17 protein-coding genes and 1 pseudogene are annotated in these 16,440 nt (G+C 71.6%); 7 read left to right on the top strand and 11 right to left on the bottom strand.

Features of this window, described 5'->3' with window-relative positions; all coding sequences use genetic code 11:
- Position 1 precedes the first annotated feature (1 nt).
- Complete coding sequence (locus ACZ6ZN_RS16545; protein ID WP_469646739.1) at positions 2 to 1,093, top strand: PadR family transcriptional regulator; 1,092 nt, start codon at positions 2 to 4, stop codon at positions 1,091 to 1,093.
- An 11-nt stretch (positions 1,094 to 1,104) separates the two neighbouring features.
- Here ACZ6ZN_RS16545 and ACZ6ZN_RS16540 read toward each other — a convergent pair whose 3' ends face one another.
- From ACZ6ZN_RS16540 to ACZ6ZN_RS16525, 4 genes are all read right to left on the bottom strand, one after another.
- The gene (locus ACZ6ZN_RS16540) at positions 1,105 to 1,668 is read right to left on the bottom strand and encodes a Clp protease N-terminal domain-containing protein (protein ID WP_469646735.1); all 564 of its coding nucleotides are present in this window, start codon (positions 1,666 to 1,668) and stop codon (positions 1,105 to 1,107) included.
- Entirely contained in the window at positions 1,668 to 1,877 is a 210-nt protein-coding gene (locus ACZ6ZN_RS16535) for an HTH domain-containing protein (protein ID WP_003992902.1), read from the bottom strand. The genes ACZ6ZN_RS16540 and ACZ6ZN_RS16535 overlap by 1 nt, the downstream gene beginning before the upstream one ends.
- Before the next feature lie 110 nt (positions 1,878 to 1,987).
- Positions 1,988 to 2,953 (bottom strand): zinc-binding dehydrogenase, encoded by a 966-nt coding sequence (locus ACZ6ZN_RS16530; RefSeq protein ID WP_469646733.1) that lies wholly within the window; start codon positions 2,951 to 2,953, stop codon positions 1,988 to 1,990.
- Between the two features lie 269 nt (positions 2,954 to 3,222).
- A complete protein-coding gene (locus ACZ6ZN_RS16525) occupies positions 3,223 to 4,455 on the bottom strand; it encodes an NAD(P)-dependent malic enzyme (protein WP_469646732.1) in 1,233 nt (410 codons plus the stop codon).
- A gap of 624 nt (positions 4,456 to 5,079) precedes the next feature.
- Between ACZ6ZN_RS16525 and ACZ6ZN_RS16520 the strand changes: the two genes are divergently transcribed.
- The 4 genes from ACZ6ZN_RS16520 (at position 5,080) to ACZ6ZN_RS16505 (ending at position 8,604) form a co-directional block, all read left to right on the top strand.
- Positions 5,080 to 6,033, top strand: a complete 954-nt coding sequence (locus tag ACZ6ZN_RS16520) for an ABC transporter substrate-binding protein (protein ID WP_469646730.1) — start codon at positions 5,080 to 5,082, stop codon at positions 6,031 to 6,033.
- Between the two features lie 32 nt (positions 6,034 to 6,065).
- Entirely contained in the window at positions 6,066 to 7,007 is a 942-nt protein-coding gene (locus ACZ6ZN_RS16515) for an amino acid ABC transporter permease (RefSeq protein WP_469646727.1), read from the top strand.
- Complete coding sequence (locus ACZ6ZN_RS16510; protein ID WP_398106600.1) at positions 7,004 to 7,765, top strand: amino acid ABC transporter ATP-binding protein; 762 nt, start codon at positions 7,004 to 7,006, stop codon at positions 7,763 to 7,765. The genes ACZ6ZN_RS16515 and ACZ6ZN_RS16510 overlap by 4 nt, the downstream gene beginning before the upstream one ends.
- Positions 7,766 to 7,944: 179 nt before the next feature.
- Positions 7,945 to 8,604 (top strand): CGNR zinc finger domain-containing protein, encoded by a 660-nt coding sequence (locus tag ACZ6ZN_RS16505; RefSeq protein WP_451876154.1) that lies wholly within the window; start codon positions 7,945 to 7,947, stop codon positions 8,602 to 8,604.
- 65 nt (positions 8,605 to 8,669) lie between these two features.
- Here the strand turns inward: ACZ6ZN_RS16505 and ACZ6ZN_RS16500 are convergent.
- A pseudogene (locus ACZ6ZN_RS16500) lies at positions 8,670 to 8,843 on the bottom strand (S26 family signal peptidase); the annotation flags it as partial.
- Between the two features lie 224 nt (positions 8,844 to 9,067).
- Between ACZ6ZN_RS16500 and sodN the strand changes: the two are divergent.
- Positions 9,068 to 9,463 carry a superoxide dismutase, Ni gene (gene sodN / locus ACZ6ZN_RS16495; RefSeq protein ID WP_004983535.1) on the top strand — a complete coding sequence of 132 codons (396 nt, stop codon included), beginning with the start codon at positions 9,068 to 9,070 and terminating at the stop codon, positions 9,461 to 9,463.
- Positions 9,464 to 9,757: 294 nt separating this feature from the next.
- Here the strand turns inward: sodN and ACZ6ZN_RS16490 are convergent, their stop codons facing one another.
- Entirely contained in the window at positions 9,758 to 10,912 is a 1,155-nt protein-coding gene (locus ACZ6ZN_RS16490; protein WP_469646723.1) for an inorganic phosphate transporter, read from the bottom strand.
- Between the two features lie 102 nt (positions 10,913 to 11,014).
- Between ACZ6ZN_RS16490 and ACZ6ZN_RS16485 the strand changes: the two genes are divergently transcribed.
- Positions 11,015 to 11,767 (top strand): VOC family protein, encoded by a 753-nt coding sequence (locus ACZ6ZN_RS16485; protein ID WP_469646721.1) that lies wholly within the window; start codon positions 11,015 to 11,017, stop codon positions 11,765 to 11,767.
- Between the two features lie 2 nt (positions 11,768 to 11,769).
- Here ACZ6ZN_RS16485 and ACZ6ZN_RS16480 read toward each other — a convergent pair whose 3' ends face one another.
- The 5 genes from ACZ6ZN_RS16480 to ACZ6ZN_RS16460 all read right to left on the bottom strand — a co-directional run bounded on the left by ACZ6ZN_RS16480 (position 11,770) and on the right by ACZ6ZN_RS16460 (position 16,193).
- Positions 11,770 to 12,000, bottom strand: coding sequence for a hypothetical protein (locus ACZ6ZN_RS16480; protein WP_469646718.1), 231 nt, complete (start codon positions 11,998 to 12,000; stop codon positions 11,770 to 11,772).
- Positions 12,001 to 12,078: 78 nt separating this feature from the next.
- Positions 12,079 to 12,369: a hypothetical protein gene (locus ACZ6ZN_RS16475; RefSeq protein WP_469646715.1), complete on the bottom strand. Its 291-nt coding sequence runs from the start codon at positions 12,367 to 12,369 to the stop codon at positions 12,079 to 12,081.
- A 204-nt stretch (positions 12,370 to 12,573) separates the two neighbouring features.
- On the bottom strand, positions 12,574 to 13,188 hold the full coding sequence (locus tag ACZ6ZN_RS16470; protein WP_469646713.1) for a GNAT family N-acetyltransferase: 615 nt from the start codon (positions 13,186 to 13,188) through the stop codon (positions 12,574 to 12,576).
- Positions 13,189 to 13,505: 317 nt separating this feature from the next.
- The gene (locus ACZ6ZN_RS16465) at positions 13,506 to 14,675 is read right to left on the bottom strand and encodes a family 2 encapsulin nanocompartment cargo protein polyprenyl transferase (RefSeq protein WP_469646711.1); all 1,170 of its coding nucleotides are present in this window, start codon (positions 14,673 to 14,675) and stop codon (positions 13,506 to 13,508) included.
- A gap of 111 nt (positions 14,676 to 14,786) precedes the next feature.
- Complete coding sequence (locus ACZ6ZN_RS16460) at positions 14,787 to 16,193, bottom strand: family 2B encapsulin nanocompartment shell protein (RefSeq protein WP_469646710.1); 1,407 nt, start codon at positions 16,191 to 16,193, stop codon at positions 14,787 to 14,789.
- Between the last annotated feature and the right edge of the window lie 247 nt (positions 16,194 to 16,440).

Raw genomic sequence — 16,440 nt, 5'->3', positions numbered from 1 at the left:
CATGCCCCCCGTCTTCGCCCACGGCCGCCTCCGCCTCTACCTGCTGAAGCTGCTCGACGAGGCCCCGCGCCACGGCTACGAGGTGATCCGCCTTCTCGAGGAGCGCTTCCAGGGGCTGTACGCGCCGTCGGCGGGCACCGTCTACCCCCGGCTGGCCAAGCTGGAGGCCGAGGGCCTGGTCACCCACACCACCGAGGGCGGCCGCAAGGTCTACTCGATCACGGACGCGGGGCGCGCCGAGCTCGCCGACCGCAGCGGTGAACTGGCCGATCTGGAGCTGGAGATCCGGGAGTCGGTCGCGGAACTGGCCGCCGAGATCCAGGCGGACGTCCGCGGCGCCGCGGGCGACCTGCGCCGCGAGATGCGCGCGGCGGCCACGGAGGCGCGCCGGGGCCCCGGCGCGGGCGGCACGGAGGGCGGCACCTCCCCCGGTGACGTCCCGCCGTTCGGCGACAAGGAGGCCTGGCGCATCGCCAAGGAGGAGATGCGCCGCGCCCGGCAGGAGTGGAAGGAGCAGGCCCGGCGGGCCAAGGACGAGAGCCGCCGGGCCCGCGAGGACGCCCAGCGGGCCCGCCGCCAGGCGAAGGAGGCCCAGGAGCAGGCGCGGGCCCAGGCCCAGGAGCAGATGCAGCGCATCACCCGCCGGGTCCAGGAGCAGGTGCAGGACCGCTTCGCCCGCGGTGACTGGCCGGCCGGGCTGCGCGAGGGCCTGAGCGAACTGGTCAAGGAGATGGGCGAGTTCGGGAAGGACTACGGCAAGGACTTCGGCTTCGACTGGTCCGGCACGGGCAGGACCGCCCCACCCGCCCCGGACCCGGCGCGCGACCAGCCGGCGCACGAGCAGCCGGCGCACGAGCAACCGGCGCAGGACTTCCCGGCGGCCTACGAACCCGTATGGGCCCATGAGGACGCGGCGGACTCCACCGGCGATCCCGCCCGCGACCTGGACCGCCTGCTCGACCGCTTCCGGGACGACATCCGCGACGCGGCCCGGGACAACGGCGTGACGCCGGACCAGCTCCGCGACGCCCGCCGCCACCTGTCGACGGCGGCGGCCCACATAGGAGCGCTGCTGCGCTCCCCGAGGAGGTGACCGGCCCCCGCTCAGCCGGCCTTGGCCTCGCCGCCACCCCCGTACAGCACCCGCACCAGGGACGCGTACGTCACCCCGTGGTCGGCGAGGACCTCGGCGGGCACGCCCGGGCGGGTGGTCAGGGCCAGCAGGATGTGCTCGTCCCCGATGTGCCGGTCATGCTGTGCCAGCGCGGCCCGCAGGGAGCGTTCCAGCACGTCCTTCGCGCCCCGGCCGAAGGAGGGACGCCCGGCGGACCACCACCGCCGGTCCTTCGGGTCGCCTGACAACGCCCCCGCTCCGTGCACGCCCTCCACCCGGGCGACGATCTCGGCCACGTCGATACCCAGCCCCGCCAGCGCGTCACTCTCGGCGCGGGAGAGCCCGGCCCGTCGCCGCGCCTCCCGCAGTGCCTCGCGCACGGGCTCCCGGTCCTCCCCGAGGCCCAGCGCCGCGAGAGCGAACGACCCGCGGCTGCCCTCCCGGTCGAGCAACGCCAGCAGCAAATGCTCCGGCTCCACGCTCCGTCCGCCCTCCACATGGGAGAACGCGCCCTTCACCACGTCCCGCGCGTCCTTGGTGAACCGCTCGAACATCAATGCCTCCCGTACTTCTTGTGCACGGCCTGCCTGCTCACACCGAGTTCGGTGGCGATCTCCTGCCAGGACCAGCCCTGGTTGCGCGCGTTGCGCACCTGCACGGCCTCCAGCTGTTCCAGTAGCCGGCGCAGGGCGGCGACGGCCCGCAGGCCGACCCGCGGGTCCCGGTCACCGGCCCGCTCGGCCAGATCGGTCGCTTCGGTCATGACGTCAACTTACGTTGACACCCCGTGCTCGTCAACCCCGGTTGACACGCGAAACGGCCGGCCCGTTTCCGGACCGGCCGTCGAACAGCGCGTCTGCGCGCGGAGTCCCCTCAGGGGTTGGTCAGCACGACCTTCCCGAACTGCTCACCCGCGGCCAGCCGCTCGAAGCCCTCGCGGGCCCGGTCCAGGGGCAGCACCTCGTCGATGACGGGCCGCACACCGGTGGTGTCGCAGAAGGACAGCAGGTCCTCCAGCTCGTCCTTGGTGCCCATCGTGGAGCCGACGACCTTGAGCTCCAGGAAGAAGATCCGGGTCAGCTCGGCGTGCGAGGGCCGGTCGCCGCTGGTGGCGCCGGAGATGACGAGCGTGCCGCCCGGCTTCAGCGACTTCACCGAGTGCGACCAGGTGGCGGCCCCCACGGTCTCGATCACGGCGTCGACCCGCTGGGGCAGCCGTGCCCCGGACTCCAGCGCCTCCACGGCCCCCAGCTCCAGGGCCCGCTTGCGCCGGGCCTCGTCGCGGCTGGTGGCGAACACCTTCAGGCCGGCGGCCCTGCCCAGCACGATGGCGGCCGTGGCGACACCGCCGCCGGCGCCCTGGACGAGCACGGAATCGCCCGGCCGGACACCCGCGTTGGTGAACAGCATCCGGTAGGCGGTCAGCCAGGCCGTGGGCAGGCAGGCGGCCTCCTCGAAGGACAGCCCCTTCGGCTTCGGCAGGATGTTCCAGGTCGGCACCGCGACCTGCTCGGCGAACGTCCCCTGGTAGCGCTCGGTGAGGATGGAACGGGGCTCCTTCGGGCCGACCCCGTGTCCGCTCTGGCCGATGACGGAGTGCAGGACGACCTCGTTGCCGTCCTCGTCGACGCCCGCGGCGTCGCAGCCGAGGATCATCGGCAGCTTGTCCTCGGCGAGGCCGACCCCGCGCAGGGACCAGAGGTCGTGGTGGTTGAGGGAGGCGGCCTTGACGTTGACGGTGCTCCAGCCGGGACGGGCCCCGGGGGCGGGACGCTCCCCCGACTCCAGGCCGGAGAGCGGCTGGTCGCGGTCGATTCGGGCGGCGTAGACGGCGAACATGACCTTGACGATAGGTTCCCGGCCGTGGCGAAGGAACCACACCGCCCTGTGAGACACACCCTCTTGCCAGGAGCCCGAGGGAGGTGCCCGCAGCCACCGCGGCAGGGCCCGCACCCCGCGAGGACACGGAACCCGCACGGGCGGACGGCGCAGGACGGGCACCGCATCGGTCGGGACCGGCCTGCTCCACCCGATCGGCCGTACCGCTCGGCAAAGAAATGACCCCGTCCGCACCCGGACGGGGTCACCTCACGGCACGGTCGGCGCTGTCAGCGCCGGGCCACGCCCTCCGCGCGGGCCGCCGCCGCGACCGCCGCGGTCACGGCGGGTGCGACACGCTCGTCGAAGGGCGACGGGATGACGTAGTCGGCGGCCAGATCGTCCCCGACGACGGCGGCCAGCGCCTCGGCGGCGGCCAGCTTCATCCCCTCGGTGATCCGGGACGCCCGCACCTGCAGGGCGCCGGCGAAGATCCCCGGGAACGCCAGGACGTTGTTGATCTGGTTCGGGAAGTCCGACCGCCCGGTGGCGACGACCGCCGCGTACTTGTGCGCGACCTCCGGATGGACCTCGGGGTTCGGGTTCGCCATGGCGAAGACGAAGGCGCCTTCGGCCATCGTGGCGACCGCGGACTCCGGGACGGTCCCGCCGGACACGCCGATGAACACGTCGGCACCGGCCAGCGCCGACTCCAGCGACCCGGTCAGCCCGGCCTTGTTCGTGAACCCGGCCAGGTCCCGCTTCACGGGCGTGAGGTCCTCGCGGTCCGCCGACACGACACCCTTGCGGTCGGCCACCGCGACGTCCCCGATGCCGGCCTCGACCAGCATCTTCGCGATCGCGACACCGGCCGCGCCGGCGCCCGAGATGACGGCCCGCAGGTCGCCCACCGCCCGCCCGCTGAGCCGGGCGGCGTTGCGCAGGGCGGCGAGCGTGACGACCGCCGTGCCGTGCTGGTCGTCGTGGAAGACCGGGATGTCCAGCCGCTCCTGCAGCTTCCGCTCGATCTCGAAGCACCGCGGCGCCGAGATGTCCTCCAGGTTGACTCCGCCGAACGAGGGCGCGAGGCGCACCACCGTCTCGACGATCTCGTCCACGTCCGTGCAGTTCAGCGCGATCGGAACGGCGTCCACACCGCCGAACTGCTTGAACAGGATGGCCTTGCCCTCCATCACCGGGAGGGAGGCCTCGGGCCCGATGTCACCGAGCCCCAGAACGGCCGTGCCGTCCGTCACGACGGCCACGACCGACGACTTCCACGTGTAGTCGTGCACGAGGTCCGGCTGCTCCGCGATCGCGCTGCACACCTTCGCGACGCCGGGCGTGTACGCCAGGGACAGGTCGTCCTTGTCGCGGACCGGCACCGTGGCCTGCACGGCCATCTTGCCGCCGCGGTGCAGCGCGAACGCCGGATCGAAGGAGTCGAGGGGCTCCGCACCGCCCTCGGGATCCGTATCGCCGGTCTTGCTCTCGCTGCGAGGATTGACGATCTCCGCTGCCACTTTCTTTTACCCCTTAAATCTTCATCGGTTTGAGGGTGGCCACTCCTGGTGAGGGGTGGGCGGGACCGCGTACGGCCGTGGTCGTGCTGTGTACGTGATACGTACGGGCGCGTACGCGACGGGCGCGCCGCACACGCGCCCTGAGCCCCGGATGAGGGGTGTGAAGACCCTTCTTACCGGACGGAAGGCACCTGGGACGAGTCCATAACGCCAAGGTCACATGACGGTGCCCTGACTCTTCGTCCAATATCGGTACAAGGCCTGGACAAACCAGGGAGAACCACTCAAGCGGCGGCGAAGCCCATGGACCCCGTCTCGAAATCCTGGGATGTACCGAAGATCTTCCGGCCGGAACGAAAGATTCCCACAGAAGGTCCGGCCGTGATGTACCGGAGTGGTGCGGTTCGGGGATCGCCCGTTATCCGATTTTGACATGGCTGGCCCCCAGAATGGCGCAGTCCGAATGGCAAGATGCCGTAATCACACGAGGTCGCGACACTCGAAGACGTGTGCTCCCGTCGACCCACGGCTCTGCCGGCACCGTCGGCAGTGCATGCGCTGCCGGTCCCATCGGCGGCGCGCAGCCCCATCGGCAACTCCACCCATCCGCCGGAGGAACCCACCATGACCGCAAGCTCCACCCGTCGTACGACCGCCGCCCGCTCCCGGCTAGCAGCGGTCGGTGCGATCGCGGTCGCAGGCACGCTCATGCTCACCGGATGCGGTGACCAGACCAAGGACAGCGGCTCGGAGAGCGACACCGCCTCCACCGCCCCGCTCGCCGGCAAGCTGCCCCAGGCCATCCGCGACAAGGGCGTCATCAAGGTCGGTTCGGACATCGCCTACGCCCCGGTCGAGTTCAAGGACAGCTCCGGCAAGGTCGTCGGCATCGACCCGGACGTCGCCGCCGCCATGGGCAAGCAGCTCGGTGTCGACTTCCAGTTCGAGAACGGCACCTTCGACACGCTGATCACGGGTCTGCGGTCCAAGCGGTACGACATCGCCATGTCCGCGATGACCGACACCAAGGACCGCCAGGAGGGCATCGACTCCGACACCGGCAAGAAGGTCGGCGAGGGCGTCGACTTCGTCGACTACTTCACCGCCGGTGTGTCGATCTACACCAAGAAGGGCGACGACCAGGGCATCAAGACCTGGTCGGACCTGTGCGGCAAGAAGATCGTGCTCCAGCGCGGCACGGTCTCCGAGGACCTCGCCAAGGCGGAGTCGAAGAGGTGCCCGGCCGGCAAGAAGATCGCCATCGAGGCCTTCGACAACGACCAGCAGGCCCAGACCCGTCTGCGCGCGGGCGGTGCCGCGGCCGGCTCGTCCGACTTCCCGGTCGCCGCGTACGCGGTGAAGACCTCCGGCGGCGGCAAGGACTTCCAGCTGGTCGGCGAGCAGGTCGAGGCCGCTCCGTACGGCATCGCGGTCGCCAAGAACCAGACGCAGCTGCGGGACGCGCTCAAGGCCGCGCTCGACGCCATCATCGAGAACGGCGAGTACGAGAAGATCATGAAGAAGTGGGGCGTCACCGACGGCTCCATCGACGCGGCCACCATCAACGGCGGCAAGTGACCGCAGCGCAGCGGCACTGAAAGGCACTACCCGTGACTGTTGACATCGAGAAGACGGCGGGCGACACGCCCCCGGCCGGACCGGAGGCCATCAAGGCCATCCCGGTCCGGCACTACGGCCGGTACGTCTCCGCCGTCGTCGCCCTCGCCCTGCTGGGCGGCATCGTCTACGCGTTCTCCCAGGGCAAGATCAACTGGGGCGCGATCCCGGACTACTTCTTCGACGACCGCATCCTCGACGGCGTCGGCAAGACGCTGCTGCTGACCGTGCTGTCCATGGCGATCGGCATCGTCGGCGGCGTACTGCTCGCCGTGATGCGCCTGTCGAAGAACCCGGTGACCTCGTCGATCGCGTGGTTCTACATCTGGTTCTTCCGCGGCACCCCGGTCCTGGTCCAGCTGATCGTCTGGTTCAACCTGGGCCTGGTCTTCGAGTACATCAACCTCGGGCCGTTCTACAAGGACGAGTGGTCGGACTTCATGACCCCGTTCCTGACGGCGCTGCTGGGCCTCGGCCTGAACGAGGCCGCCTACATGGCGGAGATCTGCCGGGCCGGCCTGCTCTCGGTCGACGAGGGCCAGACCGAGGCGTCCCACGCGCTCGGCATGAGCCACTCCACGACGCTGCGCCGGATCGTCATCCCGCAGGCGATGCGCGTGATCGTGCCGCCGACGGGCAACGAGGTCATCAACATGCTGAAGACGACCTCGCTGGTCTCGGTCGTCCAGTATCCCGAGTTGCTGCGCGCAGCCCAGGACATCGGCCAGACCTCCGGCGCACCCGCCGAGATGCTCTTCCTGGCCGCGGCCTGGTACCTGCTGCTGACCTCGATCTTCAGCGTCGGCCAGTACTACCTGGAGCGCTACTACGCACGCGGTTCGAGCCGGTCGCTGCCGGCGACGCCGTTCCAGAAGATCAAGGCCAACGTGCTGTCCCTGTCCAACCGCTCGTCGACGACGGGAGGCACCGCATGACCGCCATGGTGAAGGCCGAGGGCGTCCACAAGTCCTTCGGTCCGGTCGAGGTGCTCAAGGGCATCGACCTGGAGGTGAAGTCCGGCGAGGTGTTCTGCCTCATCGGCCCCTCCGGCTCCGGCAAGTCGACCTTCCTGAGGTGCATCAACCACCTGGAGAAGATCAACGCCGGCCGCCTCTACGTCGACGGTGAGCTGGTGGGCTACCGCCAGAAGGGCGACAAGCTCTACGAGCTGAAGGACAGCGAGGTCGCGCTGAAGCGCCGGGACATCGGCATGGTCTTCCAGCGCTTCAACCTGTTCCCGCACATGACGGCCGTGGAGAACGTCATGGAGGCACCGGTCCAGGTCAAGGGCGCCAACAAGGGCCAGGCCCGGCAGCGTGCGCTGGAACTGCTGGACCGGGTGGGCCTGGCCGACAAGGCGGGCAACTACCCCTCCCAGCTCTCCGGCGGCCAGCAGCAGCGCGTCGCGATCGCGCGGGCCCTGGCCATGGACCCGAAGCTGATGCTGTTCGACGAGCCGACCTCGGCGCTGGACCCGGAGCTGGTGGGTGACGTCCTGGACGTCATGCGCGACCTCGCCGAGTCCGGCATGACGATGGTCGTCGTCACCCATGAGATGGGCTTCGCCCGCGAGGTGGGCGACAGCCTGGTCTTCATGGACGGTGGCGTGGTGGTCGAGTCCGGCCACCCGCGCGAGGTGCTGACCAACCCGCAGCACGAGCGGACGAAGTCCTTCCTGTCCAAGGTGCTCTGACCCCGGACACGGCGAAGGGGCGGTACGGAGTCTCCGTACCGCCCCTTCGCACGTCCCGGCCCGGCCCGGCGGCAAGTGTCCGAGACGCCGTCGAGCCCCTCCCTCGTAATACCCTGGAAGCTCCATCAGCTCTTACCCGTGCACGCTCCCGACGATGAAGCCCTGCGTGAGGACTACAAGTGGAACTGGCCTATTACTCGGACTACGCCGTGCGCCTCGTCAACACCGAGGAGCCGGTCCGGGGCAAGGACGCCCTGACGTCGGTGGAGGCCGTTCGCGACCTGTTCGGCACCAGCCGGTCCGCGGCCCGTCGTGCCACGGAGGCGGACGTGACGCGGTTCCGCTCCATCCGGGCCCGGCTGCGCGCGGTCTTCGAGGCGGCCGACGCCGGCGACGAGACGCTCGCCGTCGACCTGCTCAACTCCCTGCTGCTGGAGTTCCCGGTCAGTCCCCAGATCTCCGGGCACGACGTCCGCGACGACGACGGGCGCCCCCTGTGGCACATGCACCTGGCGGACCACCCGTCCAACGCGACGGCCGGCTACGCGGCGATCGCCGCCATGGGCCTGGCGTTCCACCTCACCGAGTACGGCGTGGACCGCCTCGGCCTGTGCGAGGCCGCCCCCTGCCGCAACGCCTACCTGGACACCTCCACCAACCGCTCCCGGCGCTACTGCTCGGACCGCTGCGCGACCCGGGCCAACGTGGCGGCCTACCGGGCCCGCAAGCGCCTGGAGACGGCCAGGCCCGGCCTGCCCGAGACGACGGGCCTGGCGGCGGACAGCACCCAGCCGAGCAGCGCCCGGGGCGAGCGCCGGCCGGACCTGAGCGGCCGGTAGCGGAACCGGGCCCGGCCCAGCACCAGCTCGTCAGGCACCACGCCGTAGTCGGTACTGTCGCCGCCGGCGTGGGCGTTGTCGCCGAGCACCCACCAGCCGTCGCCGCGGCGCCCGGCGGCCCGCTTCACCACGAGCAGGTCCTGCTGGAAGGGGTGCCGCAGCACGACGACGTCACCGGTCCGGATCCGGGCGCCGTAGTGCACCAGGAGCCGGTCGCCGTGGTACAGCGTGGGCACCATGGAGGGACCCGTGACCTCGGCGACCCCGAAGGGCGGGGCCGGCCTTCCCCGCTCGGACTCCTGCGACAGCTCCGGCATCACCCGACACCTCCCCGGTTCTTTCCTCCACCAGTCTCAGTCTCACCCCGGACTTTTGTCCTAAGCCCAAGGGGGCACTCGCGAAAACCCCTCCGTCACGGAGTAATGTCCCCTGTGAGAAGACGATCACGAGGAAGGAATGCTCCATGCTTTCCCGCCTGTTTGCACCCAAGGTCAAGGTCAGCGCGCACTGCGACCTTCCCTGCGGTGTCTACGACCCCGCCCAGGCCCGCATCGAGGCGGAGTCGGTCAAGGCCGTCCAGGAGAAGATGGCCGGAAACGACGACCCGCACTTCCAGGCCCGCGCCACCGTCATCAAGGAGCAGCGCGCGGAGCTTGCCAAGCACCACGTCTCGGTGCTCTGGAGCGACTACTTCAAGCCCCCGCACTTCGAGAAGTACCCGGAGCTGCACCAGCTGGTCAACGACACCCTGAAGGCCCTCTCGGCCGCCAAGGCGTCGACCGACCCGGCCACCGGCCAGAAGGCGCTGGACTACATCGCCCAGATCGACAAGATCTTCTGGGAGACCAAGAAGGCTTGATCGCCACCTGCGGCGAAGGGGCCCGGCCGGATCGGCGGCCGGGCCCCTTCGCCGTGCGTACGGCCTGATGTGCGGCTTCACGGGGGGGCTTCACGGGCGGCTTGGCGTGTGGCCTTACGTAAGGCTTGGCGTGCGGCCTCGGGCACGGCCTGACCTGCGGCCTCGCGCCCGGCCTGACCTGCGGCCTCACATGCGGCTTGGCCTACGGCCTGGCGTGCGGCCTCGCGCACGGCCCTGACCTGCGGCCTCATACACGGCCTGACCTGCGGCCTCACGCACGGCTTGACGTGCGCCTCACGCGGCGGAGCCGGCCTTCGCCGGCCGGTCGCCGCGGAGCGGGACCTCGTGCGCGTCGTTGACGTTGTGGGCGTTGACCGGGCTGCGGCGCGCGACCAGCACCATGCCGGCGGCGAGAGCGGCGCCGGTGAGCCCCACGACGGCCGTACCGAGGTCGCCGCCGAAGCCGACGACGGCGGCCGCCAGGCCGCCGATCAGCGCGGCCGCGGGCAGAGTGATCGTCCAGGCGACCACCATGCGTCCCGCCACGCCCCAGCGGACCTCCGCGACCCGGCGGCCCAGCCCCGCGCCGAGGATGCTGCCCGACGCGACCTGCGTGGTGGACAGGGCGAAGCCGAGGTGGGCGGAGGTGAGGATGACGGCCGTGGAGGCGGTCTCCGCCGCGAAGCCCTGGGGCGAGCGGATGTCCGCCAGGCCCTGGCCCATCGTGCGGATGATCCGCCAGCCGCCGAGGTAGGTGCCCAGCCCCATGGCCAGCCCCGCGGAGGCGACCACCCACAGGGGCGGCCCGGCGTCGGCGCCGAGCGCCCCGGCCGAGACGAGGGTGAGGGTGATGACGCCCATGGTCTTCTGCGCGTCGTTCGTGCCGTGGGCGAGGGAGACCAGCGAGGCGGAGGCGACCTGGCCGACCCGGAAGCCCCTGGCCACCGTCTCCGGGCGGGCCCGGCGGGTGAGCCGGTAGGCCAGGCCGGTGGCCAGCAGCGCCGCGACCCCGGCCACCAGCGGTGAGGCCACCGCCGGCACCAGGACCTTCTCGACGACCTTGCCGACGTGCACCCCCTGGCTGCCCGCTCCCGCCCACACCGCCCCGATCAGCCCGCCGAAGAGGGCGTGGGAGGAACTGGACGGCAGCCCGAGGAGCCAGGTCAGCAGGTTCCACAGGATCGCCCCGACCAGCCCCGCGAAGATCATGCCGGGGGTGACGAGGCCGTCGTCCACGATGCCGTCCGAGATGGTCCGGGCGACCTCGGTGGACAGGAACGCACCGGCGACGTTGAGGACACCGCTGAGCAGGACCGCCGTCCGGGGAGCGAGCGCGCCGGTGGCGATGGAGGTGGCCATCGCGTTCGCCGTGTCGTGGAATCCGTTGGTGAAGTCGAAGACGAGTGCCGTGATGATCACGGCTGCCACGAGGAACGTGATGTGGTCCATCGCAGCATGCAAACAAGTCCGGGCCGGGGGGCGGGACCGGCGAGGCGGAGCAGACGCAAGGTTCACGCAGGTGGCCGTGGCGGGCCCTCTACGATCGCGCCCATGACGATCCGTTGGACCTACGCCTTCATCGACCGCCCCCGCTCCGGCTTCCGAGCCGCCTGTGACTTCTGGACGGCGGTCACGGACACCCGGCTGTCCGAACTGCGCGGCGAGCACGAGGAGTTCGTGACCCTTCTCCCGGAGGATGCCGACGCGTACGTGAAGGCGCAGGCGGTGGAGTCGGGGCCGGGCGGCGCGCATCTCGACTTCTGCGTGGACGACGTGGCTCAGTTCGCCTCCGCGGCGGTGCGGCTCGGCGCGAGCGTGGTGACGGACCTGGGGTCGCTCGTCGTACTGCGCTCACCGGGCGGCCAGTTGTTCTGCGCGGACCCGTGGCGCGGCCAGGCGTCACGGCCGGACGTGGTGCAGGGGAGCCGGCTCGACCAGGTGTGCCTGGACGTCCCGCCCTCCCTGTACGGCACCGAAGTCGCCTTCTGGAGCGCGCTGCTGGCCGGCTGGGACGCGCGGCCGGGGTCCCTCCCCGAGTTCCATGTGGTCCAGCCGCCGTCCGGTCTGCCGGTCCGTCTGCTGCTCCAGCGCCTCGACGAGGAGCGGCCGGTCTCCGCGCACCTCGACCTGGCCTGCGCGGACCCGGCCGCGACCCGGGCGCGGCACGAAGCCCTCGGGGCGGTCTTCGTGTCGGGCTTCTCCGGCTGGACGGTGATGCGCGACCCGGCGGGCGGCCTGTACTGCCTGACGTCCCGCGATCCGGCGACGGGCGCAGTGCGCTCCCGGTCCCCGCGGACGGCCTGACGTCAGCGCGGGTCGGCGTACGCGCAGGAAGCGGGCCGACCCGCGTCGGGCGTCGGGCAGAGCGGCAGGTCGTAGGTCTCCCCGGGTTCGGTGTCCTCCCAGACGTACGGCCCTGCGGGCTCCGCCGAATCCCGCATCCACAGGGTCAGCGCACCCGCCGCGGCCACGAGCAGCACCCACACGATCACCGCCGCGCGCCGCGCACGGCGGCGGTGCTCCCCCGGTAAGCCCATGGGTCACACGCTAGCCCTCCGCGTCGCGCCCGGCCAGGCGGGCCAGAGACGGGCCGGGGCCGGCCTCTGCGCCCGTGCTCAGGGGCGCCGTGTGACGGCTTCCTCCGATACCGGCCGGGGTGGGGCGGCGCCGGGCGCGGCGGTCTCCGGCAGCGCCGTCGCCGTGGCTGTGGGAGCCTCGGCCTGCTGTTGCTCCGCCGCGGTGCGGGCGCTGTCGGCGCCCTCGGTCTCCCGCGCTCCGCAGTCCGGGTTGTGGCAGGGGCCCGCCACCCACCGCGGGACCCATGTGCCCAGCGTCTTGTGCCGCCGGACGACCGTTTCCACTAGCTGTCCGCACGTGGGACAGACGTGCTCGTCGCTGCTGCCCATGTCCTCAGCGTAGGCCGGTCCGGGCGTCACCGCCCACCGCCGTACGCGGGTGCCCGCCGGCTCGCGGCGCCGGGCCCGGACACCAGCCGCGCCGGGTCGGTGCGCGGGACTTGCACGGGGCCTGCGGGGGCCTACACGAGGCCTGCGCAGAGCTGGCGCGGGCCGGACGTCACCGGGTCGGTGGGCAGATCCTGGCCGGGTTGCCTAGACCGCGTGCGACGCCGGCTCGCGCCACATCGGCCACATCTCCGGGCCGTCGGGCAGGTGCAAGGCGGGGCCGCAGGGCTCGAACCCGAGGCGCTCGTACAGTTTGCGGCTGCGCGCACTGCTCGCCTCCAGGTACGCCGCGGTCCCCTCGCGGTCGCACCGGTCGAGGACCGTCTCGATGAGCGCCGTGCCGAGCCCCTCGCCCTGGCGGCCCGGGGCGACTCCGATCATCCACAGGTACTCGTGGGCCCGCCCCGAGGGGTGGATGCCCGCGGTGAGCCGGCCGATGAGCTCGATGCGCTCGTTGCCGGGGTCGACGGCCTCCCGCACCTGGGCCGGGCCCTCGTCCTCGGCGTCGTCGTCCTGATGGGGATCGCCGGCGGGCAGGGACAGCCACAGCGCACAGGCCGAGCCGTCCTCCGTGACGTCGATGCGGCCGGCCTCGAACACGATGTCGGTGAAGGCCGCCATGAGCCCGGGGTGATGCTCGCGACGGTCCTGCGCCTCGGGGAAGACCCAGCCGCTCACGGGGTCGTCCTGGAACGCCTCGTCGAGCAGACGGACGATCAGGTCCCTGTCCCCTTCGTCCGCCGTCCGGATCGCCACACCCATGCTCCGCCCCTTCGCTCGTCCGATCGGCGTTGATCGTAGGGGCGTTGAGGGTGACCCGGACGAACCGCGAGCCAGCTTGGCGCAAATCAGTCGAACGCGCGCCCTGTCTCGCGTACGTGACACGCGTAAGGGGCGGGCCCCGCACACCGTGGGGCAGTGCGGGACCCGCCGGCCGGAGGCCGGTGACCGCGCGGGGTCAGGAGCCGCACGGCCCCGGCGCTCCGGGGTCGCGCCCTTCGGTCGCCCGAAGAGCCGTCAGTGCTGCCGGCGGCCGGTCCCCCGACCGCCGAACGGTGACCGCCGACGGGTGTCGACCGTCAACTGCTGCGCCGCGTCACGAACTCGGCGAGGGCCAGCAGTCCGCCCGCCGACTCCGGGTCCGGCACCGCCCGGGAGAGCTGCTGCATCGCCCGGGCCATCCGGTCCGCCGCCTGGATCTGTGCCCAGTCCCGGCCCCCCGCACGCTCCACGGCCGTGGCGATGTGGTCGAGGTCCTCCTTCTCGCCGGGCCGTGCGTACAGTTCGGCCAGTTCCGCCGCCTCCGGAGTGCCGGAGACCAACGCCGCGACGACGGGCAGGGACTTCTTGCGGACGGCCAGATCCGCGCCGGCGGGCTTGCCGGTACGACGCGGATCACCCCATATGCCGATGATGTCGTCGATGAGTTGGAAGGCGAGCCCGGCCTCCCGGCCGAACGCGTCCAGCGCCGCCACCTCGTCGTTCGAGGCACCCGCGTACAGACCGCCGATCGCGCAGGCGCTGCCGAGCAGTGCGCCCGTTTTGGCCTCCGCCATGGCGAGCACCTCGTCGAGCGTCACCTCGCCCGGGGCGCAGTGCTCCAGGGCCGTGTCCGCGTGCTGGCCCCCGCACAGTTCGATCACGCAGTCCGCGAGTCGCGCGGCCGCTGCCCGGGACACCGGACGCGGGTCCTCGGCCAGCAGCCTCAGCGCCAGCGCCTGCAGGGCGTCACCGGCGAGGATCGCGTCCGCGTCACCGAACACGGTCCAGGCGGTGGCCCGGTGGCGGCGGGTGGCGTCCCGGTCCATCACATCGTCGTGCAGCAGCGAGAAGTTGTGGACCAGCTCCACCGCCGCGGCCGCCGTGGCAGCTGCCGCCCGGGCCTCGGGACCGCCGAGGGCGGACGCCGCGGCGAGGACCAGAGCGGGACGGATGGCCTTGCCCGAGCCGCCGTCGGCGGGGCTGCCGTCGGCCTGCTCCCAGCCGAAGTGGTAGAGCGCGACCCGGCGCATCGAAACGGGCAGGGTGCCGAGGGCGCACCGCAGCACCGGGTCGACCTCCGCGCGGGCCCGCTCCAGGAGCGTCACCGCCTCGTGCCCCTCGGCCGGTTCGGTCCGGCCGTCCCGCTGCGTCCCGATCGGCCTGCGCCCTTCCGGCGACTCTGCCGGGGGCCGGGACTCGGCCCCGGGCTGCCCGCCGGGGGCGGGCAGCGTCGGCTCCGTCCGGGACTCCGTGAGGGAATCACCCATGGAGCCGCCTCGGCGGACGAGCGGACGGTGGCGCTTCCGCTGCCGCCGGGCGCATGCCCCTAGGGCCTGCCCGCAGCGGTGGGCGGGGACACGAGAGGAGCACCGGGAGCGTCACTGCCAGCGGCCGATCTCGACGTTCTCCAGGACGCCGAGCGCGTCCGGCACCAGGACGGCGGCCGAGTAGTAGGCCGTGACGAGGTACTTGATGATGGCCTGTTCGTTGATGCCCATGAAGCGCACGGACAGGCTCGGCTCGACCTCGTCCGGGATGCCGGAGGCCCGCAGACCGATGACGCCCTGGTCCGCCTCGCCGGTACGCAGGGCGATGATCGAGGTCGTCCGCGCCTCGGTCACCGGAATCTTGTTGCACGGGAAGATCGGCACTCCGCGCCAGGTGGGGATGCGGTTGCCTGCCATGTCGATGGTCTCGGGCACAAGGCCCCGCTTGTTGAGCTCGCGGCCGAACGCCGAGATGGCCCGCGGGTGCGCGAGGAGCAGCTTGGTACCGCGGCGCCGGCTGAGCAGCTCGTCCAGGTCGTCCGGGCTGGGGACGCCGTCGTGCGGCTGGATCCGCTGGTCGTACTCGCAGTTGTGCAGCAGACCGAAGTCCCGGTTGTTGATGAGCTCGTGCTCCTGGCGCTCCTTGAGCGCCTCGACCGTCAGCCGGAGCTGCTGCTCGGTCTGGTTCATAGGCTGGTTGTAGAGGTCGGCCACGCGCGTGTGGATGCGCAGGACGGTCTGGGCGACGCTCAGTTCGTACTCGCGAGGCCGGGCCTCGTAGTCGACGAACGTGTGCGGGATGTCCGGCTCGCCCGAGTGGCCGGCGGCGAGGTCGATCTCCTTCTCGCCGTACTTGTTGGAGCGCTGCGAGGGGATCGAGCGGACCTGCTGGAGGTGCCCGGTCAGGGTGTCCGAACGCTCCGCGATCTGCTGGAACTCGGCGCGGGGCAGGACCAGCACGGTGCAGGCGGTGAGTGCGCGGGCCGTGTACTCCCAGATCGCGTCCTCGTCGAGGAGCGCGTCGTCGCCGAAGTAGGCGCCGTCGGCGAGGATACCGAGGGACTCGTCGTTCCCGTACGGGCCGGTGCCGACCTTCTCGACCCGGCCGTGCGCCAGCAGGTACACCTCGTCGGACGGCCCGCCGAACGACGTGATCACCTCGCCCGCCGCGAACTCCCGCTGCTCGCAGCGGCGGGCGATCTCGAAGAGGACCTCCTCGTCCTCGTAGGACCGCAGTGCCGGCAGCTCGCCCAGCTCCGCGGGGATGATCTCGACACGGTCGCCGGTCTTGACGAACGTCAGCCGACCGTCGCCCACGGCGTAGGTGAGCCGCCGGTTCACCCGGTACGTACCGCCCTTGATGTCGACCCAGGGCAGCATGCGCAGCAGCCAGCGAGAGCTGATCTCCTGCATCTGCGGCACGGACTTGGTCGTGGTGGCCAGGTTCCGCGCGGCCGCTGTGCCGAGACTCTGCTGCGGCTTGGTCTGCTCCGTGCGGACCTCTTCGCCTACCGACATAGAGAACTGCCTCCCCGGTTGTGACCGACGCCCATATGCCTCGGGCATCGCTGTGCACGGGCAAGCCTTCCTCACGCAGCGTCGTGGTGCTATTACCCGAAAGAGCGGGAATGGATCTTTGCCGCGCTGGGCAGGGGGGCCGGTTCAGGCGTCCCTGGCGTTCGAAGACACCGAACTGCGGCTCCCGCAAGCGCCCGTGAGGCCGGCCGCGGGCCGGGACCGGCCGACACGCCGAACACCCGCAGGT

Source organism: Streptomyces sp. NPDC053665, from assembly GCF_055585285.1.
The sequence above is the reverse complement of the archived record's forward strand: the minus strand, read 5'-3'. Positions and strand labels throughout refer to the sequence as shown.